A 26,829-nucleotide genomic window follows, 5' to 3' on the forward strand; every position below is an offset into this window, starting at 1 on the left:
ATTTATTGTTGTTTAACGCCCGGTGCCTTACGGCCAGCGGCTCACTCGATGTAGATGAATTCATTGGTATTGAACAGCAGCAAACACATGTCTGCGAGTGCTCTAGTTATTGAACTCACTTCACTTGGTTTCTTGTCAGCGTGGTAGTTTTCAAATACTGGCAGGATCTCTTCATACTCAAAAGGCTCGCCGCTAAACTCCTCGACCAAAGAACGAGAGATACTAGCTGGATACTCCACTTCCGCTGCATGAACATTGTCGTGATAGGCGGTCATCTCTTTTACGTACCAGCTCAGTCGCTCGACTTCCTGTTCCGTCGGATCACGCAAAAGAATTAACTGGAATGCAGCGCGTATCTGGTCTGCCGTCTCAGGCTGCTCGGATTGCAGACGCAACGCCATCGCGATAGATCGATCAATTATTAGGTCGCTATTGAGCAGTGCAAACACCTGCGGCGCGACCGCAGCGGATTCTCGCATTTCGCAAGATTCGTTCGGGTTGGGTTCGTTAAACAATTCCGTGAACGGGTCTGCTTGGCCTCGAACACGATAGGTGTAAATCGTACGTCGATTCCTCAAATTCGGTGTCGGTGAAGGTTGATACGCTGGGGCCAAAGAAAACTGAATCATGCGAGGTTGCAACGCGACCTCCATATTGATCTCCGGCATAACCGGCAAGCCACCTTCACAGTGCACCAGTTCGCCCGTTGCCGCCAGCACCGAATCGCGAATTTCTTCAGCAGTCAGGCGTCGCCTTGGGAAATGCGACAACAACGAATTGTTTGGATCAACCTCAGCGAGCTTTTGTGCATCTGTCTTGGTCGTCGATCGTCGATAGACGTCCGACATCATGATCAATCGGTGCATTCGTTTGATCGACCATCCACCTTCAACGAAATCGTTCGCCAAGTAGTCGAGCAACAACGGATGCGTAGGTTTGGCTCCTTTACCGCCGAAGTTATTGGCGTTGCCAGCTATGCCGGTGACAAAGTGATATTGCCAAATGCGGTTGACGATACTTCGAGTCGTGAGCGAATTGTCCGGATGCGCAATCCACTTGGCTAGTTCCAACCGCCGACCATTCACGTCGTCGGTAACCAGATAGGGATCCTCTGATTGCGATGTAACCTTCAGTGTTAGAGCGCTGAGCACACCAGGAAAAACGCGATCTTCCAGCGCCGTTAATGCACCGCCGGTCAAGATAAAACTTTTTGGTGGATCGGCATCGGCGTGCTTGCGACTGATGCGCAGTTTACGAGCCCCATTCCAAGCTAAATCAGCCTGCGCCGCGTTGTAGACGCTTTGCGCCATCGGCTCGTTGCGTTCTAGCCGGCGTGTCCAAATCCATACATCCTGCTCTCGAACTTTCAACTGTCCCTGTTCGACATGATCCAATCCCACATGTCGGGGCGGTTTCATTTCGTCCGGATCATCCTTTCGTTCGTTTTCAGGTTTGTATGGGAGCTCGTGCTCCTTGTACCAAGCTTTTGCGGCCGCTTCCTGCTTGTCGATTATCTTGTTCTTTTCCGCGATGGCGAAGTCAAGCATTCGCTGCACATGAGCCTTTCCAACGTCGAAATGGCTTAGGTCTTCTTGAGGCAAGAAAGGAACCTGCCTTTCCGCCATTTGAGTCGTCGAAAACGCTGAATAGATGCGGTAGTAGTCACGTGTGGGAATCGGATCAAACTTGTGATCGTGACACTTGCAGCAGCGAAGTGTTTGCGACAGGAACGTCTGGCCGGTGATGTTGACCAGATCGTCCAGATAGATCTGTCTTGCTTCGTCGGCCTCAATCATCGCGTTGTCCCAGGGTCCCAATCGCAAGAACCCTGTAGCAACAAGCCATTCCGATTCTTGCTCGTTGTACGTGCCTTTCATTTGAGCCTGATTGACAGCATCCAAGGAACCACCGTTCCTGGCACGAACCGCCGCGTCAGCCAGCTCGTCACCAGCGAGTTGCTCGATGATGAATTCGTTGTACGGCTTGTCCGAATTGAAAGCGCGGATCACGTAATCTCGATAACGCCACATGTTGGAACGCTCAAAGTCATTCGACATGCCTCCCGTGTCCGCGTAGCGGGTGACGTCCAGCCAGTGCCTGGCCCAATGTTCGCCATATCGAGGGCTATCGAGCAAGCGTTCGATCAGCGAAGCCCAAGCTTGATCCGGCTGCTTCGAGTAAGCTTCGTTGAAGTCGGCGACGTCAGCGGGCGTTGGTGGAAGGCCCGTTAGGTCGTAGGTTGCGCGGCGTATCAAATCGCCCGCATCCGCGAGTGCCGATGTTGGGATACCTGCTTTCTCAAGTTGTGCGTCGATGAAAAAATCTATCGCTCGGTCGCGTTCGACGTCGGCTGGTAATAGCTCGGCTTTCGATTTGACTGGTAGGAAGGCCCAAAGATCTTCTTGCGCATACCTTCTACTGGTCCATTGCTCAGATGTACCGCCGCTGGTGTCGACAATCATGCCTTCGTCCGTCACTCGCTTTCTAGCCTCTTCCTCACGGTAGGCTGCCTGAGTCTTTTCATCAGGCCAGGGAGCTCCCAATTCGATCCAATTGCGAACCATTTCGATTTGTTGTTCGGTCAGCCGATCATTCTCTTTGGGCGGCATCTCGAGTGCTTCCCATTTGATCGCCGAAACCAACGTTCCTTCATCGGGCTTTCCGGGAACGATCGCCGCTTCTTCCGACTCACCGCCGCGCAATAACGCCTCGCGAGTCAACACACTGAACTCGCCCTTGAGGTCGTCGGAATCGGCACCGTGGCAGCCTAAGCATTTGTCATTGAGCAACGGCTGAACTTTCAATGCGAATAATCGTTCGGCTGACTCGTCTGCGTAAACGCCCGCAGCCAACACCCAACTCGCCAAGACCGACGCAACGATTGATTTAGAGCTCATTTGGACTTCCATCACGATACAACTGCAAAATTTCACCTGCGGACAATGCGTCCGAGTACAAGGCAAACTCGTCCATGCTGCCATTCAGGTTGCGCAGCACGAATTGTGGATCCGTGCGATACATAGGCTCGCTCCAATTACAGATCGAAGCAGGGCCGATGCGAATCGAGTCCACGATTTGATTTTCGGGAATTGACTCGCTGCTGATCGGACGCCCGTTTAAATAATGGGTTACTCGTGCTTGATCGACGTCATACGTCACAGCCAACATGATCCAGCGACCGCTGAGCGAGGCGTCCCAGATGCTTGGCGAATAGAAAACAGGCTGAATGAAATCGGAATCGCCATCTGGTCGAGGAAGTTTGACGGAAAAGAAGATCCTCCCATCATCCATCAGTTGCCAGTGCGGTTCTCGGTCTTCGTGTCCGTCGGTCAAGAACAACGAGTTGTACATGCGATCCAGGCTATTGATTTTTATCCAACATAGCATGGTCAGACTGTGGTACTCGCCCGGCACTTCCAGACGCACTCGACTTCCAACGCGACTGAAATCTAGAGCGGCATCGCTGTTGCCCCAACGATCCGTCGTCGGTGTCGCGGCGACGACGGATCCAACCGACGAAGACAGGGGGGCCGCACCGGCAAGATTCGCGATTCGATTGCCCGGCGATGGTTTGGATTGAAGTTGATAGAAGGCAACCAAACGTGGGTCTGTCTCGATTTGACGCCGAGCTTTCACCCAATCGGCGAATCGTTTCTTCTGCTTGTCTCGCAATAAACTTTGAAACTCACTTGGCCCGACGGATTCAAGTAATGGTGCTGAGGCTTCGACCAGCTCGCCCAAACGAGACATGCGGCGCGAGAACCCAGCGTCGATCCGAAGCGAATCGCTGTTCCGAGGCTGAAGTTCCACTTCACCATCGACCACATGAACGTCGGCGCCACCGTTGTCCACATGGATACTAAACTCTGTTCCAAGATCGATGACGTCCCCATTGTTCGTTTTGATCTTGAACCCCTGGGCTGGTTCCGGAACACGCGCTCGTGCGATACCACGATCCATCGTGACCTGCATCGGTGAATCGATTGAAAACTGCGCGTCGCCTTCGATGACCATCTGAACGCCGCTAAAAAGCTCGATGTGCACGCGTCCGGACTTCAAATGCAATTCACCTGACGGCAATAAATCACCTTCGACCAGCGGGCTGCCGGACCAAACAGCACCGTCCTGACCGCTGAGAACAGCAAAGCCACTCGCGGACGGCTCCACCTGTGCGACAAGTACGATTTCGCTGTCCCGCGAAGTTGACTTGCTGTCTGTTCGATTGAGGAAGATAAGCAGCAAGACCGAGGCGGCTAGCGTCACCAGAGCCCCAGAAAGAATCTTGACCCAACTCACAGGTTGATACTGAGCAATGCGCTGGTGCTGGGAGACAGTCTTCTCCGTTTGGATCGAGGACGCTTCCGAAGCCTCTCGCGCCAGTAACATGTTCAGTTGCAAACGGTCGTAATATTGTTGCCTTACCTCCGGATCAACAATCAACTCCGCTTCAATCCGCAACAAGTCTGCTTCGCCGATCCTGCCATCAATCAGCGAGTCGATCAGCAATAGTCGCTCTTCTGGATTCACCTTAGTGCTCCTCGGCAAGTAGGCGACGTTGAATACACTCCAACAAAGCTGTGCGGAGTCGACTTAGAGTGACTTTGATGCCACCCACCGAACGGCCAACCCTCTCAGCCAGCTGGGAGAGCGTTTCTTCGCCGCTGTACCTCGATAAAAGCATTTCCCTACTCTCGGACTTTAGACCCTTAAGACATTCATGCAGTGCCGCTTGGCGGCTGAGGGTCTCGTCTTCGATGCGAACGGTTTCAGCAACGATGATGTCTTCCAGTTCGTCGGAAAGCTTGATTCGAGCGTCGCGAGCCTGCTGTTTGCGGTAGTTTAAAACTTCGAATCTCGCAATCGCACCGGCCCATGCACGGAAGTTGGTCCCGGCTTCAAACTCACCACGCTTTTGCCAGATCCTGGCGTTTGTTTGTTGAACAACCTCATCAACGCTACGCTCGCCCGGCATCAACGCGCGCACGGCAAACGCAATCGCATTTTGGCTGGCGGTCAGCAATGCGACAAACTCCGCCTCATCTTCTGGTTGACTGTTACTTCGCATGTTACTTAATTCCCCGAATTGCTCTGGGGTTAACAAGAAAAAGCCAATATTCGACGCGGAAGTTGGAAACTGGCCGCCTGGTGATTTTGGGAGTATGGAGAATTTGGGGGGGCGATTAGATTTCCCGAATCTCCCGCAAGCTAGACCGAGCGTTAGTCGGTCTCACATGGGAAACGAAGAAAAGAATTGCCTCGGCAGTAGGATAGGAAGCCGCAGCGTTGTTGACGACGCTTCCCCGTTCGCGATCATTAGCCACCTGCGACATATTGGTGGAGCTGTCGGCTTCAGTCGTACCACCAGGAACTACCATTGAACAGTTAAGCATTCGCTGCTATTCTAAACCTCGAAGTGGGTGTTAACTCACAGTTCGAACCTCTTCGTAGAAAAACAGACCAAATGGGTCTCGAACTTCGTAAATCCTTGTGCTGCAAGGCTTTACGAATTTCGAGCGTAGAGAGTATTGTTACGAAGAGGGTTGCGCTCGGGGAGCCTTTCAGAACAGTATCGAAACTGGTCTGACATAGTTAACGCAGAAAGCCGAGGTCTCTACCTTGGCTTTTTTGCGTTAAAACCCTAGGTTTCGCAGCTTTCTTGTTAACCGCCGCCCCGCACTTCGCGTCTCTTCCCGCCTGCCCAACGTCCAGAATCGCCCGTTTCCTGGCCCCCACCCCGTCCAGGAAAGCGAAATATCTCGGACTCTCTCGGTTAACGGGGGCAGGCGGGTTAACAGAATTGGGGCTTTAGAGAGTACTGCCGGCGGCTGAAAACTGAGAGTTTGAGAGTTGTTCCTTTTGGGTGGGTAAAATATCGCTTGGCCTACCGAGGGAGTCATTATGTCGACCGCGCCATCCGCATCGTCTTTGTTCCACGAAGTAGCAACTCTGTTTTCTTCTGCACCGTCACAAAACAGGATCCTCGAAATCCGCCCATCACACTCAACCATCGAGCGAGCCAACCAGTTGCTTGAGTTGAATCGTGCCAATGCGCTCGTCGAGGCATCGCGCCGTGAACTGGATCAGTTCGAGCAGGCTGAACTCCTGATGAGATTGGTCAAGGTTCGTATTCGAGCCAGCCAGAGCAAAGACTCGACTCACACGCAAAATGCGTTGTACATCTGCCTATCCGTTGCCAAGCTAAGTAACCATTGAAGCGGTTGGTATGTTGCTTGATAGTGCTCCGTATACAATTCGCCAGAACCGTCAGTGAATCGTTCGCGAACTCAATCATCACTAACATCAAGCTAAGTCAAAATCGAAATGACCCTAAAAGACAAGATCATCATCATTACCGGAGCGGCTTCTGGCATGGGACGCGCGGCGACTGAGATGTTGTGCAATGAAGGCGCGGTGGTGTACGCCGCTGACCGGCAACAAGAGACTTTGGAACAGGCCTGCGAGACGACCGGCGCTTGTCCAAGTGTGATCGACATCAGCTGTTCGAGCGATTGCGATGCGTTGGTGACACGCGTTGTTCAGGAGCGGGGAAGACTTGACGGTATCGTTAATTTCGCTGGGGTCCTCAAACGCACCGGAATTGTTGACTGCACGGACGAGGAGTTCGACTTCGTCATGAATGTCAACGTCAAGGGTTGCTTCTATCTATGCCGCGCCGCCACTCGTGTGATGAAGAAACAGGGGTTCGGCTCGATTGTGAACGTCAGCTCGATTTGGAGTGACGTTGGTGCTGCCGGCGTGTTGGCCTACTGTGCCTCGAAAGGGGCCGTCAGCCAAATTACACGCAGCGCAGCGCTCGACTTGGCTGGCAGTGGCGTTCGCGTGAATGAAATTCGCCCGGGCGAAACCAATACGCCCATGCTCGCCTCGGAGCGAGGCCGTTCGCTGACGCAGCAAGAAATCGACGAAAAGCTCAAGCAGATCGCTGCCACTATCCCGGAGAAACGTCTTGCCGATCCGCATGAGATCGCAGCGGCCGCACTCTTCCTGCTCTCCGATGCATCAAGCTACATGCAGGGAAGCTCTATTACCGTCGATGGAGGTTACACGGCATGCTAGACCATAGTTTTTACCGTCCCTTAGGACGCACTGGACTGTACGTTTCACCGATTTGTTTGGGATGCGACAATTTTGCGAATCCGACATCGGCTGAAGAGTCGTCCAGCATCATCAACTGTGCGATTGATAATGGCATCAATCTGATCGATACCGCCAATGGATACGCCAACGGCCAGAGCGAAGAAATCATCGGTCGTTGTTTGAAGGAAAACGGCCGGCGAGACGATGTGATTCTTGCGACCAAGGCTTACTACCCAGTCGGTAACAAAGGAATCAACGATCGAGGCAATTCCCGAAAGCACCTCATCAAGGCTTGTGAAGATTCTCTACGTCGCCTGCAAACCGATTACATCGACCTTTATCAAACGCACCGAGTTTGTATGCAAACGCCCTTGGAAGAAACACTTGGCGCGCTGACGGATTTACAGCGCCAAGGCAAGATCCGCTATGCCGGCTCCACAACATCTCCGTCATGGAAGATCACTGAATCTTCCATGCTCGCCGATTACCGAGGTCTGATTCGCATGGTTTCTGAGCAGTTGCCTTACAATCTGCTGGACCGACGTGTTGAAAATGAAATCCTTCCGGCCGCGAGCGCCTCAGGACTGGCGGTATTCGTTTGGTCTCCCTTGGCGATGGGACTGCTAACAGGCCGCTACGACAGCAGCAAACCGGAGTCGTTTGATACGCCACGGTTCGGACGCGGCGGGATTTATGCTGAGCGAATCACTCATCGAGCGGCCGACGCCGGCCAGCAGTTTGTGAGGGTGGCGCGCGACTTCGATATCAGTCCCGCCCACCTGGCATTGCTATGGGTCAAAGATCAGCCTGGCGTCACGGCTCCACTTTGCGGCCCCCGAACTTTAGCCCAGCTAGAGGATGTTTTGCCTGTCATGAAGATGAGTTTGAGCGAGGCGATGCGCGTTGAGTGCGATCAAGTCGTCCCTCCCGGCAGCGCGATTGCCAACTTTCTGAATTCAGCACCTTGGATGAAAGGCCGACTCTTATAGCCGTTCCCCGTCTCAGAGGCACACAGAAGCACCGGGCACAGAACTCTGTACTCTCTGTGCCTCTGTCTTCGTAACGTCCTAACGCATTGGCTATACAGCTTGTCTGAAAATCCTGCTTGCAATCGGCAAGCCCGAGGCGGCCGGCCTCGATATCGGACAAAACCCAACAAGCTAGGCGAATCCTCGCAGTGTTTTGGTCGCTGCGTTATTATAAGGAAGCAGATCGCCTCTTTGCTTGAACCTCAGGTATCATCGTGAATTCACATCACCCTTGGATGCTCGCCGTTCTCATATTTCTATCGGTAACCGCGTCGTCGATGCGATGCTGTGTTGCCGACGAGCGGGCCGCGTTGCCCGCACCGATTGCCGGGTGTGCCACGCACGAGGTGGAGGGCTGGGTCGTGCGGGTCAGCGAGCGATTGTCCCAGGAGCAACCTGAGGAAACGCAGCGAGCGTTGGAGTTGCTCGCCGAGCAACTTCGCATCGTGATCCGCGTTTTGCCTGCGGAGCCGTTGGCGTTCGTTCGCACGGTGCCGATTTGGTTCTCGCCACCTTACGCCGGCGTTCGTCCGAAGGCTGAATATCATTCCGACAAAGAGTGGCTCGAAAAACAAGGTCGCTTGAAGGAGCTTTATCAATGCGTCGAATTCACCACCACGGCGATTTTCGAGCGTGAGATTGAGCGGATGCCGGTTATCGTGCTGCATGAACTTGCCCACGCGTACCACTACCAAGTGCTCGGGTTCGACAACGCCCTGATCAAAACCGCGTTCGAGCGGGCACGTAATAGCGGCAGTTACGATGTGGTGCTGCGGAACGACGGAAATAAAGAAAAAGCCTATGCGCTCACCAACGCGCAAGAGTATTTTGCGGAATCCACGGAAGCCTACTTTGGCCGCAATGATTTCTTCCCCTTTGATCGCGAGGAACTGCAACAACACGACCCGGCGATGGTCAAGGTTTTGCAGGAAGTTTGGCAGGTCGAGCCGGGTGCGAGTAACGCCGTCAACGTCAAGTAAAAAGGTCAGTCGCCTCTTTGATGAAACAATTCACCGGACGTGCGTGCGTGGGGGGCAGTAGGTCGCGATTGGACGGATCGGAATCGTAGTGAGGATAGGGCCCCCGGGTGTCGGGAAAACTCATGTCGCGATCTCATTGTGCGTGAGCGCCTGTCATATAGGGTATCGAGCCAAGTTCTTCACCGCTTCTTCGATCGTGAACACGTACCGCGAGGCGCGTGAAGAGCGCGTTGTGAGCCGCTTGGAGTCCAGCTTGCGCAAGCTTGACGTGATCGTAATCGATGAGCTGGGGTATCTACCGATCGATCAAGCCGGCGGAAAGTCTCTTTGGATTTTTCAGTCTTTGTTATGAACAAGTCAGCGTGATCGTGACGAGCAATCTTCCGTTCGCCCAGTAGCCCCAGACGTTCGCGGGAGACGAGCCAATGACAGGTGCGTTGCTGGATCGATTGACTCACCGAGTCGAGATTCTGGCAATCGATGGTGAGAGCTACAGGCTCAAGCAGAGCCAGAAAGCAAAGCGTTAAACAACTTCAGCCGTGAAACTAGGCCACCAAGTGGCTCTCTTTTCGACTGCCAAAACAGTCGTTTTCGGCTGCCACTGTGGCTCCCTTTTAGACTGCCATCTCCAAACCGGGAGCAGAAGCTGCGTTGATCGCCCGAGCGTCAGAAGTGGCAATCTATCGGGACGCGAATTTCGAAAGTGCTGCAAAAAGCAGCCTGAAATCACTGCCGCAACCAGAGAGTTAGTGCGGGAGAACGTTGTGTACAGGGAGGCTAGCACAAGCGAGGTCTCATGAATGTCGCTCAATGTGTCAGGTTGATCCGGAGAATAGGGCGCTACTCTTCGCGAAAATGCATGTTGCTAAATTCCTTCGGTGCCATCCCCGTCCAACGTCTGAATGCACGGGAGAAGTTGGCCGAGTCGGCATAACTGAGACGTTTCGCGATTTCGGCCAACGGCATTGTCGGGTCGTGGAGGAGTTTTTGCGCCGTGCGAAAGCGGATGGACTGGAGAAGTTGGCCAAAATCCAAATCCTCTTCCGCCAGTCGTCTCTGCACTGTCCGCGGGCTACAGCCGATTATGGAAGAAACCGATTGCAGATTCAGTGCTGAGCTACCCAGTAGTGTCAGGACAACCTGCTCCAATTGTTCCATAAATTTAGTCGCTGGAGCACTACTCAGAAATTTGTTGCGTTCATCATTGTTAAATCCCAATGCTGCCAGTCGCGAGACTTGAGCAGATAGCGGACAACTTAGCAGACGCTGGTCAAACCATATGGATAAATAAGGGCGATTGAAGTCAACTGGTGCATCCTTCAGTTCCTTAAAGTGCGACGCTAGATCCAGCGGGTCCGTAGGGATCTGAATTCGATTAGGCGCGAAAGTCGCGCTGGTTGCCAAGCTGGCATGAGCTAGGGCATTTGCCAAGCCCAATTGAACAATCTCTGTGGTCATCGCCGAAGGCAACGAATGATCATACATTTGACAGTACTTTATAGTTTGTCCGTGCTTTTCTGTCCAAATTTGAAGTCCAGAATTATAAGATTTGATAAGTCTTATCGAGTGCTGGACGAATTCGTGTAATGTAAAACTTTGCATCACGATTTTTCCGTAAATGCCCAAGCTCCCGATTCCTTGATAGCCAGCAATACGGAAACCTAAGTCATGTATGCCTTCGGCGCGACTGAAAGAATTAAGGAAGATGCAAAGTTGATGCAAGGGTATCAGCGAATCTGAGCTGTTCGGTGATGGGGGCGAAAGCTTGGCGCGGCAGAGGTGCGGTCCTAGCGGAATACCCTCGTTTTGCAGAAACGCAAACGCGGGTTGCAGCACGACTTTGCGAACAAGCGGGATTCTTTTCATGGTTTTTCCGTCGGCGTCTGCACTTCAAAATTTGCTTGGCACAACAGTTGCCGAGAAAAGACGCACTAATTGGCGTCAAATGACAATGCAAATTGCACCCCGAAGCTGCGGCGTAAAAGCATAATCGATGTGTCGTCATATTTCTGAACCGACTATTCCGATTCCACGTCTCGCGATTTTTGGAGCAAAGGCGAAATGAACTTTAAGCTCTTCGCTTTGTTATTAGCAATTGCCCCGTGTTTAGCTTCGGGCCAAGAAACCAGAGAAGTTGGGCTAGTTGAACCTGAGGCTCAGCAGATTGACAAAAACGATCCCGCGAACGCGTCGTCGGAATCCCCTCTTAAACAACTTGGTTGGATGGTAGGGAGGTGGATCGACAGAGGAGAGGGGGCCACTATCACCACCCAGTGTGACTGGTCGCACGAAGGACGTTTCTTCACGCGTAAGTTTGAGATTTCGGCTGAGGGGGAAGCCTCGCTGAAGGGAACGCAGATCATTGGCTGGGATCCGATCGAGGGTCAGCTACGCTCGTGGACCTTTGATTCGGCCGGTGGCTTTGGATCAGGACGATGGATCAAGGATGAGAATCGCTGGCTAGTAAAAACTTCATTCGTTCTAGCCAGCGGCGAACGCGCGTCCGCGATCAACATCATCACTTTTCTCGACAACGATGCATTTCTATGGCAATCGACCAATCGGGAAATCGCGGGAGAAATTCAACCGAACATTCCAGAGGTCAAAGTCGTGCGTCTGGCAGACGCAGGGGCCGATGCCACTCGCGATCATGAAGGAGAATCTGAATGAATGTGCGATTTTATCTTGCCTGGTTCGCTGCATTGGTCGTGCTGGTCGCGTCAGCAAAACACGAGGTGTGGGCACAACGCGGCGGTCGAGCAGGTGGTGGCGGAGGCATGCGTGCCGGCGCAGCTCGCCCTTCGATCAACCGTTCGCCTTCAATGAGTCGCCCCGCTATACCTTCGGTTTCCCGACCGCTACCTGCGACTCGGCCAACCCCAGGTCTCGGAAATCAGCGTCCTTCGCCAACACGAACAGCAATCCCTAATCGCCCCCTCCAGGAACTCGGCCGACGACCCTCCCGTCGACGCGCCCGACGCCAAGCCCAGGTACCCGACCAACCGCTCCGGGACCAAGTACACGCCCAGCCATTGATGCGGGGAAGATTCAAAACGGGATTAGGCCCGGGGCTGGTACGCGGCCGACAATGCCGGATTGGTTCAAGCCCGGAGTCCAGCCGAGTCCCAGGCCAGCACCCGGAACAGAGCCAGCACCCGAGACTAGGCCCAGTCCTGGTACGCCCGTTCAAACTCCCACTCGTCCCGCCAGGCCTGGTATTGATCCTCCTCCCGCGCAACTCCCCGCAGAGCCAAACAGACCGGGTATTAAACCACCGCCCTCCCAATTGCCGGCTTTACCGAATAAGCCGGGCATAAAACCGCCACCGACACAACTGCCCGCGTTGCCGCCCGGGAGACCGATTCCACCGCATCCGCCGACTCAGCTTCCGGTTCATCCGCCGGTCGCGCGACCCCTTCCCTGGCATCCGGGACATCCCGGCTATCCCAATTACCGTCCGCATTACTGGTGGCGCTGGGCTACGGCTGGAGCCGTCACGGGCTGGGTCACTTATCAGTGGGCTCGTCCGGTTTACTACCGATACGGATCCGGTGGCAATGTCTACTACATGGACAACACCGTCTACGTGAACGGTCAGGAGTATGGAACGGCGGAACAGTATTTCGCAGACACATCGCAAGTCGCCGAGTCTGTTCCGGAAATGACGACGGAGGAGACGGAGAAACTTGAATGGATGCCACTGGGCGTTTTCGCCATCACTGCTGAAGGCGTCAATGCCAGTAGTATGTTTTTGCAATTAGCTGTCAGCAAAGAGGGCATCATCGCCGGAACGTTCTATAACGAATCGACTGAAGTCACACATCCTGTTGGGGGCATGGTTGACGAGCAGACGCAGCGGGCTGTTTGGAAAGCGGCCGACGATTCGAATGCGGACATCGTCATGGAAACCGGAATCTATAACCTAACTCAAGAGAACGCGGAATTACTGATCCACTTCGGTCCTGAGCAGACTCAAGAAGCACTGCTTGTTCGGTTGGAAGAACCCGAACAGCTTGATTTACCCCAATGATACGCACACCCTCGGAGCAGCATCCCATGCGCAAGCCAACTACTGTCATTTCGTTCTTAAGCGTTCTGCTAAGTTTGGTGGCCGGTTCGACGGCCTTGGCACGGGACAACGGAAGCGGCAACGCCATTCCTTATCCGCTAACGGATCAAGCTGCATGCCTGCCAACAGCCGCAGATACGGGCCGAAATCGCGCGAGTCGCTCGCCAAAATTAGCGGTTGAGGAATCGCTGTGGGATAAATTTGACATTTTTCTCTACCCCAAACACACGAACAGGCAAAGACGGTATCTGTATTCTGTAGAGGGCTTTAATTCTTCTGGACAAGTAAACGCAGAATCAATGATGAATCCAGGCGACAGTATAGGCGACGATGACACCCTGCAGGGACTGATCGCAGACTTTCTTGATGCCGAGAATCGTGGGGAACAGGTGGACCGTGCGGCTCTGCTAGAACGGCACCCCGAGTATGCGGATGCGCTTGTTCAGTTCTTTTCTGATCACGACCGCATGGCGTCTGCGGCGAATGTAGAGCCCGTATCCCCAGACCTGGTAACGTTACCGCTAAATCCAACCGCGGGCGATCAGCCGACGATGCCTTTGGCATCAGCCACCAGCGACAGTGGTCAGCAGTTCAAAACGAGTCCGGGTGCTGTTCACCAGAAACAAGCAAGCGTCGGGGATCGAGTTCGCTACTTTGGCGACTACGAACTACTCTCCGAACTGGCTCGCGGTGGCATGGGAGTCGTTTATAAAGCACGGCAAATCAATCTCAATCGTCTGGTGGCGGTGAAGATGATTTTGGCGGGCCAGTTAGCATCGGAAGAAGACGTTTCGCGGTTTTATATGGAAGCGGAAGCGGCGGCCAATCTTGACCATCCCGGAATCGTACCAATCTATGAAATTGGCCAGCACGAGGGTCAGCACTTCTTTGCGATGGGTTTTATAGAAGGTCAAAGTCTCCAGCAAAGGATTCAAGACGGCCCGCTACCTCCGCGCGAAGCAGCCGAGCTACTGCATCGGATTACACAAGCGATTGCCTACGCCCATTCGCAGGGAGTGATTCATCGCGACTTGAAGCCGGCCAATGTTCTGTTGGATAAACAGGACAATCCTAAGGTAACTGACTTCGGTTTAGCTAAGAATTTGGAAAGCGAGAGCGGGTTGACGCGGACCGGATCCGTAATGGGCACACCCAGCTACATGCCGCCGGAGCAAGCAGGTGGCGACAACGAGCAAGTCGGGCCGCGTTCGGATGTTTATTCATTGGGGGCGTTGCTTTATTGCTTGGTTGTAGGTCGACCACCGTTTCAGGCAGCGAACCCGTTGGACACACTGTTGCAGGTGATGAGCGTTGAGCCGGTGTCACCACGGCAACTGAACCCGCAAATACCCAAGGACCTGGAAACGATCTGTTTAAAATGTTTGCAGAAAGAACCAACTCGTCGGTACGAATCGGCGGAGACGCTGGCAGCTGACTTAGGACGATTCTTGCGAGCCGAACCGATCCATGCCCGCGCGATCAGCCCAAGTGAACGTACTTGGCGTTGGTGTAAGCGAAACCCAGTAGTGGCCGCCCTACTTGCGACCGCAACCATTCTACTCGTCATTTCGCTGTTGGCATTGAAGGTAGCTACCCAGCAGTCTGCCTTAGCTGCTGGCGAAGCCAAGCGAGCAAAAGAGCAGCAGCACATCGCCGAAGAACAACGGGACAAGACCGAGGCCACACTCGCTCGTTCTAACTATTATCTTGCGGTTGCTCGGTGGGATGCTAATCGAACGCGCGATGCCAGTGATTTATTGGCTCTTGTTCCTCCCCAGAACCGACATTTCGAGTGGTTTCATTTTCAGCGCCAATTTCAAGGTGGGTACGCCACATGTTACGGACATAAGAATGCGTCAATTAACATAGTGGGCTTTAGCCCGGACGGCACGCAAGTAGTTTCGCAGAGCGAGGACAATACTATTAAACACTGGGACGCGGCGACCGGTAACGAGCTCCAAACATTGCAAATTCCTCGCCCTGATGGTCGCAGTTACACAAGGTTTGACAGGCACTCATTTAGCCTCGATAACGCGAAATGTATATCAGTGTGCGCGGATAGAACTTTACTTCTTTGGGATTTAAAATCCGGAGAAAGAATCCGCGATTTTGAGGCAAGAGAGCAATCCCCCACAGCGATCTTCAGTTCCGATGGGAAAGAGATTTTCATCGGGAATCCGAATGGGGATTTCCAGATTCTAGATGCGGCGACGGGGCAGGAAATCTACTTCCAAAATGGGAATTCTATCAACTTCCCTCCACTTGCCTGCAGTCCCTGCGGGACATGGATCGTGGCAAATGGCACCAGGGGCGATCTTCAAATTTGGGACGTCGTTAATCGGCAAGAAGTCCGCTTGCTACAGGGACATTCCGAATACGTTCCGTCTGTAGCCTTTCATCCAGATGGAAGCCAATTTGTATCGGTCAGTGCTGATGGAACTCTCAAGTTATGGGATGTGACAACGGGTGAAGTGCTTCGCACGTTCGAAGGACATGTGGGAGCGGTTCTCGCCGTCGCCTTTAGCCCAGATGGCATGTGGATCGTATCGGGAAGTGAGGATACAACCCTCAGGCTCTGGGATGCGGCCACAGGTGAAGCAAAGAGGACCTTCAAGGGGCATACCGGTCTCGTCCGCAGTGTGGCTTTTAGCCCAGACGGAAAGCGGATCGTGTCTGGAAGCGATGATTGCACAATAAAACTATGGGATATCACGGAACAGATCGGAAGCCGAAGGTTTGAAGCACAATTCCATAACATTATCAGCCTAGCGTTTGGGAAAGATAGCAATGTGGTCGCGCTCGGTACTAGTGATGGTATGTTGAAGTTTTTCAACTTGCTTACCGGTGAGGTACAGCGAGTATTCCAGACGGATTCCGAGCCTGTTCTGGCAGTTGCCTATAGTACCGATGGTCAGCAAATCGCCACTGGCAGTAGTGACGGTACGCTCCGTATCTGGGATGTTGCGACGGGCGTGGAAATCCATGTGATTGCAGCACATAGTGCTGGAGTAAATAGTATAGCGTTCGGCCCTGATGGTCGTAGTATTGCGTCAGCCAGCAATGACGATACCATCAGGCTTTGGGATACACGTGCAGGGCACGAACTACTGACACTAAGTGGGCACAGGGATTGGGTGAATTCAATCGCTTTTAGTCCTGATGGAAAGCGAATCATATCTGCGTCTGGTCAAGCCAACTACGGTGAAGAAGGTGATAGTACGATCAGGATTTGGGATGTTGCCAGCGGCGTTGAACTTCAAATTCTCGAATCATTTGGAGGTGTCGTAAACTGCGTTGCATTCAGCCCTTCGGGTCATCATTTCGTTTCCGGCAGCGAGAAACTTATTACCTTATGGGATTCTGAAACTGGTAATGAGCTTCAAAAATTTCAAGGCCATTTCGGATGCGACGACTTGGCGTTTTGTGCGGACGGTTCGAGGATCGTGTCGACAAGTTCGAATGGAATACTCAAGTTATGGGACGCAAAGAGCGGTGAAGAATTGGCGGCACTCGACGGAGGTGCCGAGCAGACTTTGTTTAGGGTAGCGATTAGTCCTGATAACTCTCGAATTGTCACATTGGGAAGGAATGCGGCGAAATGGGTGCTAACGGTTTGGGACACAAATCAGACTGAGGAGTGTCGAAGCCTCAAGGGGCACTCGGATTATTATGTATCGAACGTCGTCCTTAGCCCCGACGGCTCGAAGGTTTATTCGAAATCGCATATGGGGAAAAAGATCGGATGGGATGTTGTATCCGGTCGTCGATTGGAGTTTCAAACATTCGAAATCCTGGACAGCTCAAACGAGAGATCCGTTGATGGTCGCTGGCTGGCATTCCCACGGGGTAATGACGTCTTGCTGGTTGATTTAGAATTTAAGAATCAGCCGTTCGAAAAGCAATTCCGGAAGTCGAAGCTTGAGGTCGACGCAACTTGGCATCGCGAACAAGCTGAGTTGGCCGTGAGCACTGACAACTGGTACGCGGCGACATTCCACTGGTATTGGGTTTTGAACGCGGAGGCGTCTGCTGAAAACGCCAAAAACTTTAAAGACGCGTACATGAAGCTTTCTGCCGCGTTCAAGCCGACGAATCGTGATTTGTCAAGCTTACACCCGACTTGGCTTACTGCACTAGAACTCGCGGGCGGACTCCTGGATGGTTCAGTCGAGCACCCGCGTAAACTACTAATCGAGCAGGAGAAGTGAGCACTACTTTTCAACATCACTAAACAGCTCCGCGTGGTAATAAAACTCTGCCACACCGAGAACCAATGAATTCCGCAGCCGACTCCAAGCGACTGTACGAAGCGCGAGCTTGCAGACCGGATTCTATCGTACGTGTCGGAATAGCCACCACTTCCTGCATCGAAGCAACTGATAGAAGCGCAGTGGACCTGGGCTATCACGTTACGCTGGTGACCGACGCCGTAGCCACGTTTTCGCGTAAAGAACACCACACGACGGTCGCTGAAATTTATCCGCAGATCGCTCACGCTGTGTTGGACACCAATCAACTGGTCAACGCACTGCAAACCGAAAAGGTCACCCATGATTCCTGAGACAATAAACGCCATTACCCGTTGGTGGTTGCACCGACGTTTCCGCCCTTATCGAACCTATCCATCGCGCGAGACGGCGGTATTGCTGGTCGATGTGCAGAAGGGGCTCGTGCCCGATTCCAGCCGATTGATGTCGTCGCTTTTGGATGTAGTCGCGTTGGCGCGACGATCCGATTTTAGCGTTGTCTACAGCAAGTTCGACGCCGCAGCGGAACATACGTTCGAGACTCGCGCCCATCGGCTGCTTAAAGAGGCTGTGAAACCGGTTGATGGCCGTGAAGGCATCCCCGACAAGTTGTTGCCTGGTCCTGATGATCTGGTGCTTTCAGCACGCAGCACGCTCAGCGCGTTCAAGGGCACGAATCTGCATGAACAGCTTCAAAGGCGAGAAATCGAACATTTAATCATCGCCGGTCCGCTGGCTCGCATCTCGATCGACTCAAGCGTCAGGGATGGCGTACAACTGGGCTATCACGTGACACTCATCCAAGAAGCGATAAGCGAGGACGTCGGAGAGATCTCCGAATACGCTGCAAGCACATTGTCGCGATATGCTCAATCTATTTTGAGCTTCCAGCAATTCAAACAACTCACGCATCGATAATCAGCCGCCGTCGATAAAACTTGCGGTTCACAACTTACACACCAGACACGCCAGATCGGAGATATTTCATGTTCAAAATCGGAGAAGCCACCGCCAAGGCGATTGTCAACGCGCCGATCGAGTTGATCAATTTGGGTGAGTGGATGTTTACGATCACTTCGGAAGAGTACGCCGCTTGTGCTGAGGCGCACCAGAGTGCGGCACAAGGGAGATTGGCTTCCGGCAAGAGATTCTCAGTAAATTTGGAAACGACTGAAAATATCCTGATCGTCCAGCACTACCTTGAGAAGGTTTCTGAGAGAGATCATGTTGTGGGGTTCTCACCAAACAGCATGTTTTGGCTTAGCGATTCTGAGTACGCACTCGCCGAGGTAACTTGGGAGGTACGGGTCGTGAAAATTGATGAAACGCGGTGCGAACTGATTTGCAGAGCGTTCAGCGAGACTGCAGACGAAGCATTTTCTAATCAGCTACATGACGCATTGAAAGAAGCGCAAGCCGGTTACAACCCTCTCCAACAACATATCGAAGAAGAAACCCCATCGTTCGCCAAAGATATCGAACGTAAGGCGTTGGCGGGTGCTTGGGGTTCGTAGCCGGAGCTATTCAAATCCCTTCGATCATTGCTGTTTGTGGAATGCTTCGACACTCTGACGTGCTTTGGCTTCGAGGTGCGCAATCATCGCTTCTCGATCCTTCCGGATGGCTGCGGCAAATTCGGCCCCGCTAGTGGCCGAAGTGTGCGCATCACCCCAAACCAGCAACTCCACCAGTATACGAACCAGCGAGATGCCCTTTTCCGTCGGAAGGTAAGCTCGTCGCCGCTTGTCTGTCGGGTGCTGGAATTGCTCGATGACTTCAGCGCAAACCAGTCTTTCGAGTCGGTTGGAAAGTACGTTGGTCGCTATTCCTTCGTCGGCACCAATCTCGGTGTATGCGAAACGTTGGCTCAAGACGATGTCGCGGACGACCAACAGCGTCCAGCGGTCACCGAGCAGGTCGAGCGCGGATGCTACTGGACAATCCGCTCGAATTTCATTCTCTGCCACGACTGATGCCTTGCAAAGTACAAGTGGTTAATGTAGCTTGTTAATTACAAGTTAGCACAATTTCCCGCTCGGCGAGCATTGCAAGATGAAATTTAATCAGAAAAATATCGTCATCACGGGTGGCAGTTCTGGAATTGGTCTTCAGATGGCCAAGAAGTTCGGAGAAATTGGTGCCGACGTGGTGATCACGGGACGGAATCAATCGACGCTCGATCAAGCGGCATCCGGAATGACTCGGGTTACTCCGTTCGTTTGCGACGTCACGGAAGACGAACAAGTTGTTGCGCTTCGCGATTTCATGGACGGACGCGGTGGTACCGACGTTTTGATCAACAACGCGGGGGTGATGGACTTCTTCGACGTTACTCAGGGCTATTCGTTGGAAAAGCAGCTCACCGAGATCGCGATCGATGCCGCCGGCCCTGTACGGTTAGTGCATCACTTCCTGCCGGGGATGCTCAAACGCCCGTCGATCATCGTCAACGTCAGCTCGGGCTTGGCTTACGTCCCCTTCGCGGCGGCACCTGTCTACAGCGGCAGCAAGGCATTCGTGCATTCATACACGCAGTGCCTCAGGACACAGCTTGCCGGAACGTCAGTGCGAGTCGTTGAATTGTTACCTCCCGTCGTTGATACGCCGCTGGCTGCAAGTCTCGACGAATCGTTTGCAAAAATGGCTCCTGAAAAACTGGTCTCGGCGCTCATCAGCGGTTTTGAGCGAGGGCGTGACGAGATCGCGCCTGGACAGTCGGCGCAACTGAAATGGCTCAGTCGATTCGCTCCAGGATTTATCTACGGGCAGATCAACAAGAGCTTCAAAGTAGCGCGGCGGTCTCCGCCGTGCTCTCGAGTCCAGATTCACGGTGGCGACCACCGTGCCACTATTCATCGATCTCGGCACTCTAACTACTGACATAACCAAAGCATGAACAACCTCATCATTTTGAATATTCAAGCAGTGATATGCATCACTGCCATTCTAGTCATCTACTTTACGTACTTACGGCCTTGGTTCGCTGCGCAGCCATTTGGCCCAGCCGTCTTGCCAGGACTGCTTGTCCATTCGTTCCGTTTCGTCGGCCTGACAATGCTGGTAAACGGACAGATTGATCCTGAACTCCCCCAAAGTTCAATTCACCTCATGGCGTTCGGCGATCTCGCAGCCGCCGTTACGGCATTGGCTGCTGCCATCGCGGTTGCTGCCAAATCGAAGATGGCAACACCGTTGGTTGCCGTGTTTGTAGTCGTCGGCGGAGTCGACTTTGCGATTGCGATCCCAACAGGTTTGAACGCCGGCGTGTTCGAGTCGTATCTCGGCGGAATGTGGATCGTGATCCAGTACTACGTACCGCTTGTCCTGTTGACACAGATTTACATCACCTACCGACTAATCACGCATCTTCGCGGTGCAACATCGAAGATCGGCGGTCCCAGTCGCGATTGACTCATCATAGTCACGTTAAGGACCTAGGTGCCAGTATTTCAAATTTTGCTTCCAATCAATGACGAGCTAGCATGCCGAAAGTTATCAAATGGTCGATCGCGTTGCTCATGTGCTTCACGATATTCAGAGCACAAACTGTGCTGTTTCTTCCGAAAGTTGAAATGTTTGGAGGTCCTGCAGCCGATGCTTGGTTCGCGCCGTGGCTCAGCGATGCAATCTTCGGATTCCTCGTTCCAGTGATGGTCTTTCTCTTTCTGAAACGACGTGGCACCAAACTCTGGGGCGCTTTGGTGATCTACAACGCGCTCGGTGCATTCGATTATGCCAATGGTCTGGCTGCCCAATGGATCGCCCCGATGCCTGTTGAGATGGCAACGGCAACGACTGTCTACCTTGGCATTTCCGTCTTCATGGTATTCCAGTTGATCGCACTGACGATGCTGTTCCGCGACGATGTCGTTGAGCACTTTCGCGGAAAGGCAGAAGTGAACGAATGATCCAATCTTCACGCTTTGGGCAAATTGGCGGCACGACTAGCCGCCGCCTTTGCTTCGATGCTTTTGATCATCCCTTCGCGATCTTGCTTGATCGCTTTGGCGATTTTCCTAACGCCCTGAGCCGCTGTGTGATCGGTGCCCCAGACCACCAAGTCGACCAAAACAGGAATGAGTTCGATGCCACGCTGGGTCGGCAAGTAGATCCGCCGCCGACCGTCTGTCGGATGACTATAGCACTCGATGATACCGGCCTCAGTCAATCGCTCCAGTCGATTCATCAGGATATTGGTCGCGATGCCTTCCGACACTCCAATCTCCGAGAACGCAACCTTTTGAGTCAGCAGCACGTCGCGAAGAACGATCAATGTCCAGCGGTCACCAATCACATCCAACGATGCGGCGATCGGGCAATCTGAACGAAGGTCATTTTTCATATCGGATACGGTCCAGCTTCCTGCGGCCACTCATGGATAACTTGCAACGAGCAACGATTTTTATGAAGCAGCCTCGAATCACCTATTTTCGCATAAAACGCGATAAATTCCAAGGGCGCGCTGCGCTACTTGTTGTAATCCTGGCGCTGATGCTCGGATGTGAATCGCGGTTGAGATCGCCCGAAAATTCGCCCATACGCGTTCGAGTTGTGGTCGCCAGTGTCGTTTCCTGCCCGGTTACGAAGTTGCTGACCGGTGAGTTTCGGGCGAGTGTTGAAAGCGACATGTCGTTTCGTACTGGCGGCCGGATCGAGCAACGGATCGCCGAAGTCGGCCAACAAGTTGCCCTGGGCGATCTTCTCGCGAAGCTGGACTCCATTCAGCAGGCCGCGGATGTCGACGCTGCGAAAGCAGGGGAAGCCTTGATAACGGACCGGCAACCATCGCTGTTCGCTGGCTTGTCCCGAAATCAGCACACCACGGATGGGGTCGAATTGCTCAAGCCGGATCGAGGATTGCACCAGCTTGCCCAGTGCCGAATCGTAAAGCTGCCTCGCCTTTTGGTCAGTTGCGGACCTAGGATCGACAGATTCGGCGACGACTTGCGGCCAGACGAGCTTAACGCATTCAAAGTAACCCGCTACGCAATCACTCGATTGGTTCTTGTCAAGCTTAACTGCGTTGGCGTAGGCCGTCGCGGCTTCGTTGAATCCTCGTCCACACGAGGTTGACTCGTTCGGGTTAAGCGACGCCAGCGAAATGGTGGAAGCTGGTCCATAGAAGCTCTTGCCGTTTTGGCATCCGGAAGATGCAAGCAGAACAACTACCAGGAGCACATCACCAATTCTTAGGCGAGTGATCGCTTTTCGCTTTGAAAACCAAAACGGGATGTGGGCTTTCAATTACTATGCCGTCCGTGACAAGTGAACAGATTCAAAATCGAGGCACGGTGATCCTCTACCGTGCTCCGCCGTATATCACGGTGGAGGATCACCGTGCCACTATTGGACCGGAAGCTCCAAACATACTGCTTCCGCGCCATTTCGCAGGTAGACGCGATTTTCAATCAGCACCGGATGATTCCAGGTCTTGCCTTCGATGGCGTTGAGGGATGCCAACTCAACCAGCTCTTCTGGCGTTGCCTGTACCAAGACTAAGTCACCACTCTCGGAGACGATCAGCAATTGCCCCCCATCGGCGAGCAATAGCAATTGCCCTTTTCCGTATCGTCCTCGCTTCCACTTTCGCTTACCGGTTTCGAGATCGACGCACGCGAGGATGCCCGAATCGAATCCGTAAAGATAATCTTGGTAGACGATGAAATCGTTGAAGTCAGGTTTCATGTCTCTTGATACCCATTCCAACTTCACTTGCCACTGATCGGAGTCTCGGCTGACTTGCAGGCAGTACGTTCCGCTGCCTTGGCTGCTTCCCATCAGCACTCGGTCACCGATGATCAATGGTTGCAGTATCCGATAGCCTTCGCCGGGTTGATCGAAACTCCAAATCTGCGACCCATCTGAAGGATTTAGGAACTGGATGCCAGCGTCGGTAATCATCAGCAAACCTTCCACACCGCAGAGCGTTGCCGTGTGAGGCGAGCTATAGCTGTCGACGCCCGATGAGCTTGACCAAGCTGGTTCACCGGTGGCTTGATCGTAAGCCAACAAGCCTTTGTCGCTTTCGCCGCCGGCGTGAACGATGACCAAGTCGCCGACCAGTAAAGGCGACGAAGACCAGCCCCAGATCGGAGGCTCGCGGCCGGCGTCTTGTCGGAGTTCTTTCGTCCAAATTTCTTTTCCAGTTCTTGGATCCAGTGCCGCGAGCTGCCCTTCTGCCCCGAGCGTGTAGAGGACATCATTTCCGATCGTGGGAGTTCCACGAGGCCCCGCGCCACCGATACCCTCATAGAATCGCGCGGCATGCGTTCGTGACCAACGAGGCTCGCCAGTTGTTGCATCAAGGCACACGACCGCTTCGTCCTCACCACGCTGCTCTTGCGTGAAAAGGAAATCGCCTGCTACGGCAAACGAAGACCAGCCTGGACCGATTAGCTTTCGCCAAACCTGTTTGGGCGGCGACGATTTCCAATCGGGCGAAATCGAAACGCCGCGAACAACGCTGTCACGGTTCGCGCCACGGAAACCAGGCCATTGGGCAGTGGCTGTCGTGATCGGCTCGCCAACTTTCGCGTCGGAAAATCTCACGTCCACACTCGCGCCCGAGCGGTCCGATAGCGAAGCCAAGTAGCGCTGTTCAGCGGACGGATTCCATCGCCAGTCGAACTCAAACGCGAACATTCCCGAGGTACCCCCAAACTGCAACAAGCCCCAGAAACCGAATCCGACCAACGATAGCAAGATCGCACAGGGAACACGTCGCATCGGAGAACGTGCAAGGGTCACCAGCGGAAGAGCAAACGCTCCAACGCCAATCGGGACAAAGAATACCATCGCCGGTAACACTCGCATCGTCGGATGAAGTAGCAAGAAGATTAGACCCGCGACGATGCTCAGGGCAAACAGGCCGCCAACTTTCTCTTTTCTGTCCGCGCGGCTGGCAAAGAGCCACCAAACGATCAACAACAAAGCAGCGGCGGCAGGTCCCAAGAGACTGGCGACTTGGACGGACTGCGGAGGCTCCGAAAACAGCAATGGCAAGCCTTTCGCGATCACCATCAGCGACAACAAGCCGATTGCTGGCCAAGTCCTCAATGCCGCCCGGTTGTCGTTGCCCGGGGAAACCGGGTCATCGGCAATCTTTGAAGTCAAGTCGTTGCCGTTTTCCATCATTCATTCTCGCGTTGGTCCAAGTCTGAATATCCGCTTGCAACGTGCAAGTTATCGAAAATGGCTGCTGGATGCAATACTAGTACGCTCCCATCGAAATGGAATCCAAAATCACCGGAAAGGTACATTGCAGTTTGCAAGCGAAATAACTAGACTGAGTGCCATTCAGTCGTCACAGATCCAACGAAGCAGCAAAGGAATCGCGTGGAATGAAAAATCGCAAAGTCTGTTTGGTCGTTGGTGCTTCGTCGGGAATTGGGAAAGCTGCCGCCGAAGCATTGGCTGGGCGGGGTCACCGAGTCTATGGAACCAGCCGTGATGCTTCGCGGGTGACCATCTCCAACGTTGTCGGCTTGGAACTGGAAATCAACGACGATCATTCCATACAGGAGGCGGTTCGCAAGATTCTGGACGGCGAACAACGAATCGATGCGATGTTCTACGCTGCAGGTTTCTATACGGCCGGGGCCATCGAAGAGACGACGCCGGAACAGATACACCAGCAACTCGATGCCTATTTCATCGGCGCTCATCGTGTCACGCGAGTTTTGCTGCCACACTTCCGAGAAGCCGGTGCAGGCCGGTTGCTATACATGAGTTCCAATGCTGGCGACGCGGCATTGCCCTACCATACAATTTACTCGTGCAGTAAAGCCGCTCTGCAAATTTATTGCGATGGGTTGCGTTATGAAGTTGAGCCATTGGGTATCCAGGTTTCGTACTTGCAAAATGGTGGCGTGAAGACCGGTGCCGAAGCAAGTTTCCGTCGAGCCGCCGAGCCTGTTGCCGCATACGACGGGCCGCGTGATCGGGCCATCGCCGCGTTCCATCGCATGCAGCAAAAAGGGCCGGTACCAAAAGCCATTGGAAATACCGTTGCCGACGCGATCGAAGCTCGCGCGATGAAGCCTGTCGTTCGCGCCGACGGCTTTTCAAAGCTGATTGGATTTCTAGGTGCCGTGATGCCTTCGAATATATTTCGGAGTCAACTGAAGAAATCGCTGGATATCGCGTGAGCCAAATCTATTCTTTCCGATTCAGCGGGCCGCAGTCAGGGACGAGTTTTCCATGCCCCGAAAACTCACTCGGCTGCGGCTCGCGTTTTGAGCCCTCTTCATTCTGATGACCGAACGTTCTTTATATCCTGTTGACTTGAGTAGTGTTCTGCGGAGCTGTAGTAGCCAGAACTTGATCTGACATGTTTTACCCAGATTACGCACTGGGCTGTAAGAGCTGGTCGAGCATTTTCTGTTCGGCCAGTTTCTTCGAGTCATCGAAAGTTTGTCTCGGAGTCTTCCCGAAACAGAATCTTCCGCTATGTGGTCGTTCTTCGTTGTAACTCCGCATCCATTCATCGACATCCGCTTGGAGCTGCTCGATGGATTCATAGAGCGTTTTGCGAAACGCGATCTGGTAGAACTCCTGAAGCATCGTCTTGTGAAACCGTTCGCAGATACCGTTGGTTTGAGGGCTTCTAGCTTTGGTTTTGGTGTGATCGATGTTCTCGAGAGCCATGTAGAGTTGATACTCATGATGCTCTCGATTGCCACAGTATTCAGTGCCTCGATCGGTGAGCATGCGTAGCAACGAAACCCCTTCTCCTTCGAAGAACGGAACCACTTGGTCATTAAGCATATCGGCAGCTACCAACGCATTCTTGCGATCATATAGCTTCGCAAATGCGACTCGAGAATACGTATCGATAACAGTCTGCTGATAGATCCTTCCCACGCCTTTAATGGTGCCGACATAGAAAGTATCTTGCGCCACCAAATACCCGGGATGCTCTGTTTCAATTTGACCATGAGCTTCCTTTTCGAGCTTAGCTTTCTCAAGAGCAACCCCTTGTTCCTCCGTGAGCACGCCGCCATCTTGCGCGACTTTCGCTTCAAGCGCTTTGAGTCGCTTCTTGAAGGTCTCAAGACCGTTTCGCAACCAGATGCTTCGTACGCCACCAGGTGACACCAAATGCCCGTGCTTTTTTAGCTCGTTGCTTACCCGAACCTGACCATGGGCGGGCTTCTCAAAAGCCATTTTGAGAACCGCTTCTTCAACGGCTGGATCGACGCGGTTCTTGACCACAGGCTTCTTCTTGGAAATCTCTTTGAGAGCCTCCTCGCCCCCTGTTTGATATAGATCCTTGAAGCGATAAAAACTGTCCCTGGAGTAACCAAAGACCTTGCAGGCCTCCGACACATTCCCTAACCTTTCGGCCAGCTTAAGCATCCCGATCTTATTCTGAATGATCTTCCGTTCGTTCGTCATTTCGACACTCC

The 26,829-nt window shown here is 53.2% G+C and carries 24 protein-coding genes and 1 pseudogene; 16 read left to right on the top strand and 9 right to left on the bottom strand.

Going from position 1 to position 26,829, the window contains the following annotated elements:
• Positions 1–41: 41 nt before the first annotated feature.
• Genes SH139x_RS15855 through SH139x_RS15865 form a run of 3 tightly spaced genes read right to left on the bottom strand, consistent with a single transcriptional unit; the run spans position 42 to position 5,065 of the window.
• Complete coding sequence (locus SH139x_RS15855; RefSeq protein WP_488350749.1) at positions 42–2,897, bottom strand: PSD1 and planctomycete cytochrome C domain-containing protein; 2,856 nt, start codon at positions 2,895–2,897, stop codon at positions 42–44.
• Positions 2,887–4,527: a LamG-like jellyroll fold domain-containing protein gene (locus SH139x_RS15860; RefSeq protein ID WP_488350750.1), complete on the bottom strand. Its 1,641-nt coding sequence runs from the start codon at positions 4,525–4,527 to the stop codon at positions 2,887–2,889. Before SH139x_RS15860 ends, SH139x_RS15855 begins: the two co-directional genes overlap by 11 nt.
• A 1-nt stretch (position 4,528) precedes the next feature.
• A complete protein-coding gene (locus SH139x_RS15865) occupies positions 4,529–5,065 on the bottom strand; it encodes a sigma-70 family RNA polymerase sigma factor (protein ID WP_488350751.1) in 537 nt (178 codons plus the stop codon).
• A gap of 833 nt (positions 5,066–5,898) precedes the next feature.
• On the opposite strand from SH139x_RS15865, the gene SH139x_RS15870 reads away from it, so the two are divergent.
• The 6 genes and pseudogenes from SH139x_RS15870 to SH139x_RS15895 all read left to right on the top strand — a co-directional run.
• On the top strand, positions 5,899–6,213 hold the full coding sequence (locus tag SH139x_RS15870) for a hypothetical protein (protein WP_488350752.1): 315 nt from the start codon (positions 5,899–5,901) through the stop codon (positions 6,211–6,213).
• Positions 6,214–6,321: 108 nt separating this feature from the next.
• Entirely contained in the window at positions 6,322–7,077 is a 756-nt protein-coding gene (locus SH139x_RS15875; protein WP_488350753.1) for an SDR family NAD(P)-dependent oxidoreductase, read from the top strand.
• Positions 7,071–8,087 (top strand): aldo/keto reductase, encoded by a 1,017-nt coding sequence (locus tag SH139x_RS15880; RefSeq protein ID WP_488350754.1) that lies wholly within the window; start codon positions 7,071–7,073, stop codon positions 8,085–8,087. Before SH139x_RS15875 ends, SH139x_RS15880 begins: the two co-directional genes overlap by 7 nt.
• A gap of 254 nt (positions 8,088–8,341) precedes the next feature.
• Positions 8,342–9,106 carry a metallopeptidase gene (locus tag SH139x_RS15885; protein ID WP_488350755.1) on the top strand — a complete coding sequence of 255 codons (765 nt, stop codon included), beginning with the start codon at positions 8,342–8,344 and terminating at the stop codon, positions 9,104–9,106.
• 88 nt (positions 9,107–9,194) lie between these two features.
• Positions 9,195–9,458 (top strand): ATP-binding protein, encoded by a 264-nt coding sequence (locus tag SH139x_RS15890; RefSeq protein ID WP_488350756.1) that lies wholly within the window; start codon positions 9,195–9,197, stop codon positions 9,456–9,458.
• A 61-nt stretch (positions 9,459–9,519) separates the two neighbouring features.
• Positions 9,520–9,633, top strand: a pseudogene (locus SH139x_RS15895) (ATP-binding protein); the annotation flags it as partial.
• Positions 9,634–9,946: 313 nt separating this feature from the next.
• Here SH139x_RS15895 and SH139x_RS15900 read toward each other — a convergent pair.
• On the bottom strand, positions 9,947–10,972 hold the full coding sequence (locus SH139x_RS15900; protein ID WP_488350757.1) for a helix-turn-helix domain-containing protein: 1,026 nt from the start codon (positions 10,970–10,972) through the stop codon (positions 9,947–9,949).
• Positions 10,973–11,167: 195 nt separating this feature from the next.
• On the opposite strand from SH139x_RS15900, the gene SH139x_RS15905 reads away from it, so the two are divergent.
• The 6 genes from SH139x_RS15905 (at position 11,168) to SH139x_RS15930 (ending at position 18,936) form a co-directional block, all read left to right on the top strand.
• Entirely contained in the window at positions 11,168–11,776 is a 609-nt protein-coding gene (locus SH139x_RS15905; RefSeq protein ID WP_488350758.1) for a hypothetical protein, read from the top strand.
• A 673-nt stretch (positions 11,777–12,449) separates the two neighbouring features.
• On the top strand, positions 12,450–13,136 hold the full coding sequence (locus SH139x_RS15910) for a hypothetical protein (protein ID WP_488350759.1): 687 nt from the start codon (positions 12,450–12,452) through the stop codon (positions 13,134–13,136).
• Positions 13,137–13,162: 26 nt separating this feature from the next.
• A complete protein-coding gene (locus SH139x_RS15915) occupies positions 13,163–17,383 on the top strand; it encodes a protein kinase domain-containing protein (protein ID WP_488350760.1) in 4,221 nt (1,406 codons plus the stop codon).
• 65 nt (positions 17,384–17,448) lie between these two features.
• Entirely contained in the window at positions 17,449–17,736 is a 288-nt protein-coding gene (locus SH139x_RS15920; protein ID WP_488350761.1) for an isochorismatase family protein, read from the top strand.
• Positions 17,726–18,340, top strand: a complete 615-nt coding sequence (locus tag SH139x_RS15925) for a cysteine hydrolase family protein (RefSeq protein WP_488350762.1) — start codon at positions 17,726–17,728, stop codon at positions 18,338–18,340. The genes SH139x_RS15920 and SH139x_RS15925 overlap by 11 nt, the downstream gene beginning before the upstream one ends.
• 68 nt (positions 18,341–18,408) lie before the next feature.
• Entirely contained in the window at positions 18,409–18,936 is a 528-nt protein-coding gene (locus SH139x_RS15930; RefSeq protein ID WP_488350763.1) for a hypothetical protein, read from the top strand.
• Positions 18,937–18,960: 24 nt separating this feature from the next.
• On the opposite strand, the gene SH139x_RS15935 is transcribed toward SH139x_RS15930, so the two are convergent.
• Positions 18,961–19,389 (bottom strand): winged helix-turn-helix transcriptional regulator, encoded by a 429-nt coding sequence (locus SH139x_RS15935; protein WP_488350764.1) that lies wholly within the window; start codon positions 19,387–19,389, stop codon positions 18,961–18,963.
• Between the two features lie 85 nt (positions 19,390–19,474).
• Here SH139x_RS15935 and SH139x_RS15940 point away from each other — a divergent pair, with 85 nt between their 5' ends.
• The 3 genes from SH139x_RS15940 to SH139x_RS15950 all read left to right on the top strand — a co-directional run bounded on the left by SH139x_RS15940 (position 19,475) and on the right by SH139x_RS15950 (position 21,330).
• A complete protein-coding gene (locus SH139x_RS15940; protein WP_488350765.1) occupies positions 19,475–20,302 on the top strand; it encodes an SDR family oxidoreductase in 828 nt (275 codons plus the stop codon).
• 12 nt (positions 20,303–20,314) lie between these two features.
• Positions 20,315–20,833 (top strand): hypothetical protein, encoded by a 519-nt coding sequence (locus SH139x_RS15945; protein ID WP_488350766.1) that lies wholly within the window; start codon positions 20,315–20,317, stop codon positions 20,831–20,833.
• A 71-nt stretch (positions 20,834–20,904) separates the two neighbouring features.
• On the top strand, positions 20,905–21,330 hold the full coding sequence (locus SH139x_RS15950) for a hypothetical protein (protein WP_488350767.1): 426 nt from the start codon (positions 20,905–20,907) through the stop codon (positions 21,328–21,330).
• Positions 21,331–21,338: 8 nt separating this feature from the next.
• Here SH139x_RS15950 and SH139x_RS15955 read toward each other — a convergent pair whose 3' ends face one another.
• From SH139x_RS15955 to SH139x_RS15965, 3 genes are all read right to left on the bottom strand, one after another.
• A complete protein-coding gene (locus SH139x_RS15955; protein WP_488350768.1) occupies positions 21,339–21,764 on the bottom strand; it encodes a winged helix-turn-helix transcriptional regulator in 426 nt (141 codons plus the stop codon).
• A 125-nt stretch (positions 21,765–21,889) separates the two neighbouring features.
• Positions 21,890–22,285, bottom strand: coding sequence for a hypothetical protein (locus SH139x_RS15960; protein WP_488350769.1), 396 nt, complete (start codon positions 22,283–22,285; stop codon positions 21,890–21,892).
• A 480-nt stretch (positions 22,286–22,765) separates the two neighbouring features.
• A complete protein-coding gene (locus SH139x_RS15965) occupies positions 22,766–24,556 on the bottom strand; it encodes a PQQ-binding-like beta-propeller repeat protein (RefSeq protein ID WP_488350770.1) in 1,791 nt (596 codons plus the stop codon).
• 206 nt (positions 24,557–24,762) lie between these two features.
• Between SH139x_RS15965 and SH139x_RS15970 the strand changes: the two genes are divergently transcribed.
• Positions 24,763–25,569, top strand: coding sequence for an SDR family NAD(P)-dependent oxidoreductase (locus SH139x_RS15970; RefSeq protein ID WP_488350771.1), 807 nt, complete (start codon positions 24,763–24,765; stop codon positions 25,567–25,569).
• Between the two features lie 196 nt (positions 25,570–25,765).
• On the opposite strand, the gene SH139x_RS15975 is transcribed toward SH139x_RS15970, so the two are convergent.
• The gene (locus SH139x_RS15975) at positions 25,766–26,818 is read right to left on the bottom strand and encodes an IS481 family transposase (RefSeq protein ID WP_488350772.1); all 1,053 of its coding nucleotides are present in this window, start codon (positions 26,816–26,818) and stop codon (positions 25,766–25,768) included.
• Positions 26,819–26,829 lie beyond the last annotated feature (11 nt).

Source organism: Kothea flammea (assembly GCF_052161645.1).
GTDB lineage: Bacteria > Planctomycetota > Planctomycetia > Pirellulales > Pirellulaceae > Laterigemmans.

Bases quoted from the DNA above. Each gene is read 5' to 3' on its own strand.
- SH139x_RS15955 (WP_488350768.1), bottom strand. From the start codon at position 21,764: ATGAAAAATGACCTTCGTTCAGATTGCCCGATCGCCGCATCGTTGGAT.
- SH139x_RS15930 (WP_488350763.1), top strand. From the start codon at position 18,409: ATGTTCAAAATCGGAGAAGCCACCGCCAAGGCGATTGTCAACGCGCCG.
- SH139x_RS15975 (WP_488350772.1), bottom strand. From the start codon at position 26,818: ATGACGAACGAACGGAAGATCATTCAGAATAAGATCGGGATGCTTAAG.
- SH139x_RS15855 (WP_488350749.1), bottom strand. From the start codon at position 2,897: ATGAGCTCTAAATCAATCGTTGCGTCGGTCTTGGCGAGTTGGGTGTTG.
- SH139x_RS15905 (WP_488350758.1), top strand. From the start codon at position 11,168: ATGAACTTTAAGCTCTTCGCTTTGTTATTAGCAATTGCCCCGTGTTTA.
- SH139x_RS15965 (WP_488350770.1), bottom strand. From the start codon at position 24,556: ATGATGGAAAACGGCAACGACTTGACTTCAAAGATTGCCGATGACCCG.
- SH139x_RS15925 (WP_488350762.1), top strand. From the start codon at position 17,726: ATGATTCCTGAGACAATAAACGCCATTACCCGTTGGTGGTTGCACCGA.
- SH139x_RS15870 (WP_488350752.1), top strand. From the start codon at position 5,899: ATGTCGACCGCGCCATCCGCATCGTCTTTGTTCCACGAAGTAGCAACT.
- SH139x_RS15915 (WP_488350760.1), top strand. From the start codon at position 13,163: ATGCGCAAGCCAACTACTGTCATTTCGTTCTTAAGCGTTCTGCTAAGT.
- SH139x_RS15970 (WP_488350771.1), top strand. From the start codon at position 24,763: ATGAAAAATCGCAAAGTCTGTTTGGTCGTTGGTGCTTCGTCGGGAATT.
- SH139x_RS15945 (WP_488350766.1), top strand. From the start codon at position 20,315: ATGAACAACCTCATCATTTTGAATATTCAAGCAGTGATATGCATCACT.
- SH139x_RS15900 (WP_488350757.1), bottom strand. From the start codon at position 10,972: ATGAAAAGAATCCCGCTTGTTCGCAAAGTCGTGCTGCAACCCGCGTTT.
- SH139x_RS15940 (WP_488350765.1), top strand. From the start codon at position 19,475: ATGAAATTTAATCAGAAAAATATCGTCATCACGGGTGGCAGTTCTGGA.
- SH139x_RS15875 (WP_488350753.1), top strand. From the start codon at position 6,322: ATGACCCTAAAAGACAAGATCATCATCATTACCGGAGCGGCTTCTGGC.
- SH139x_RS15950 (WP_488350767.1), top strand. From the start codon at position 20,905: ATGCCGAAAGTTATCAAATGGTCGATCGCGTTGCTCATGTGCTTCACG.
- SH139x_RS15880 (WP_488350754.1), top strand. From the start codon at position 7,071: ATGCTAGACCATAGTTTTTACCGTCCCTTAGGACGCACTGGACTGTAC.
- SH139x_RS15920 (WP_488350761.1), top strand. From the start codon at position 17,449: ATGAATTCCGCAGCCGACTCCAAGCGACTGTACGAAGCGCGAGCTTGC.
- SH139x_RS15865 (WP_488350751.1), bottom strand. From the start codon at position 5,065: ATGCGAAGTAACAGTCAACCAGAAGATGAGGCGGAGTTTGTCGCATTG.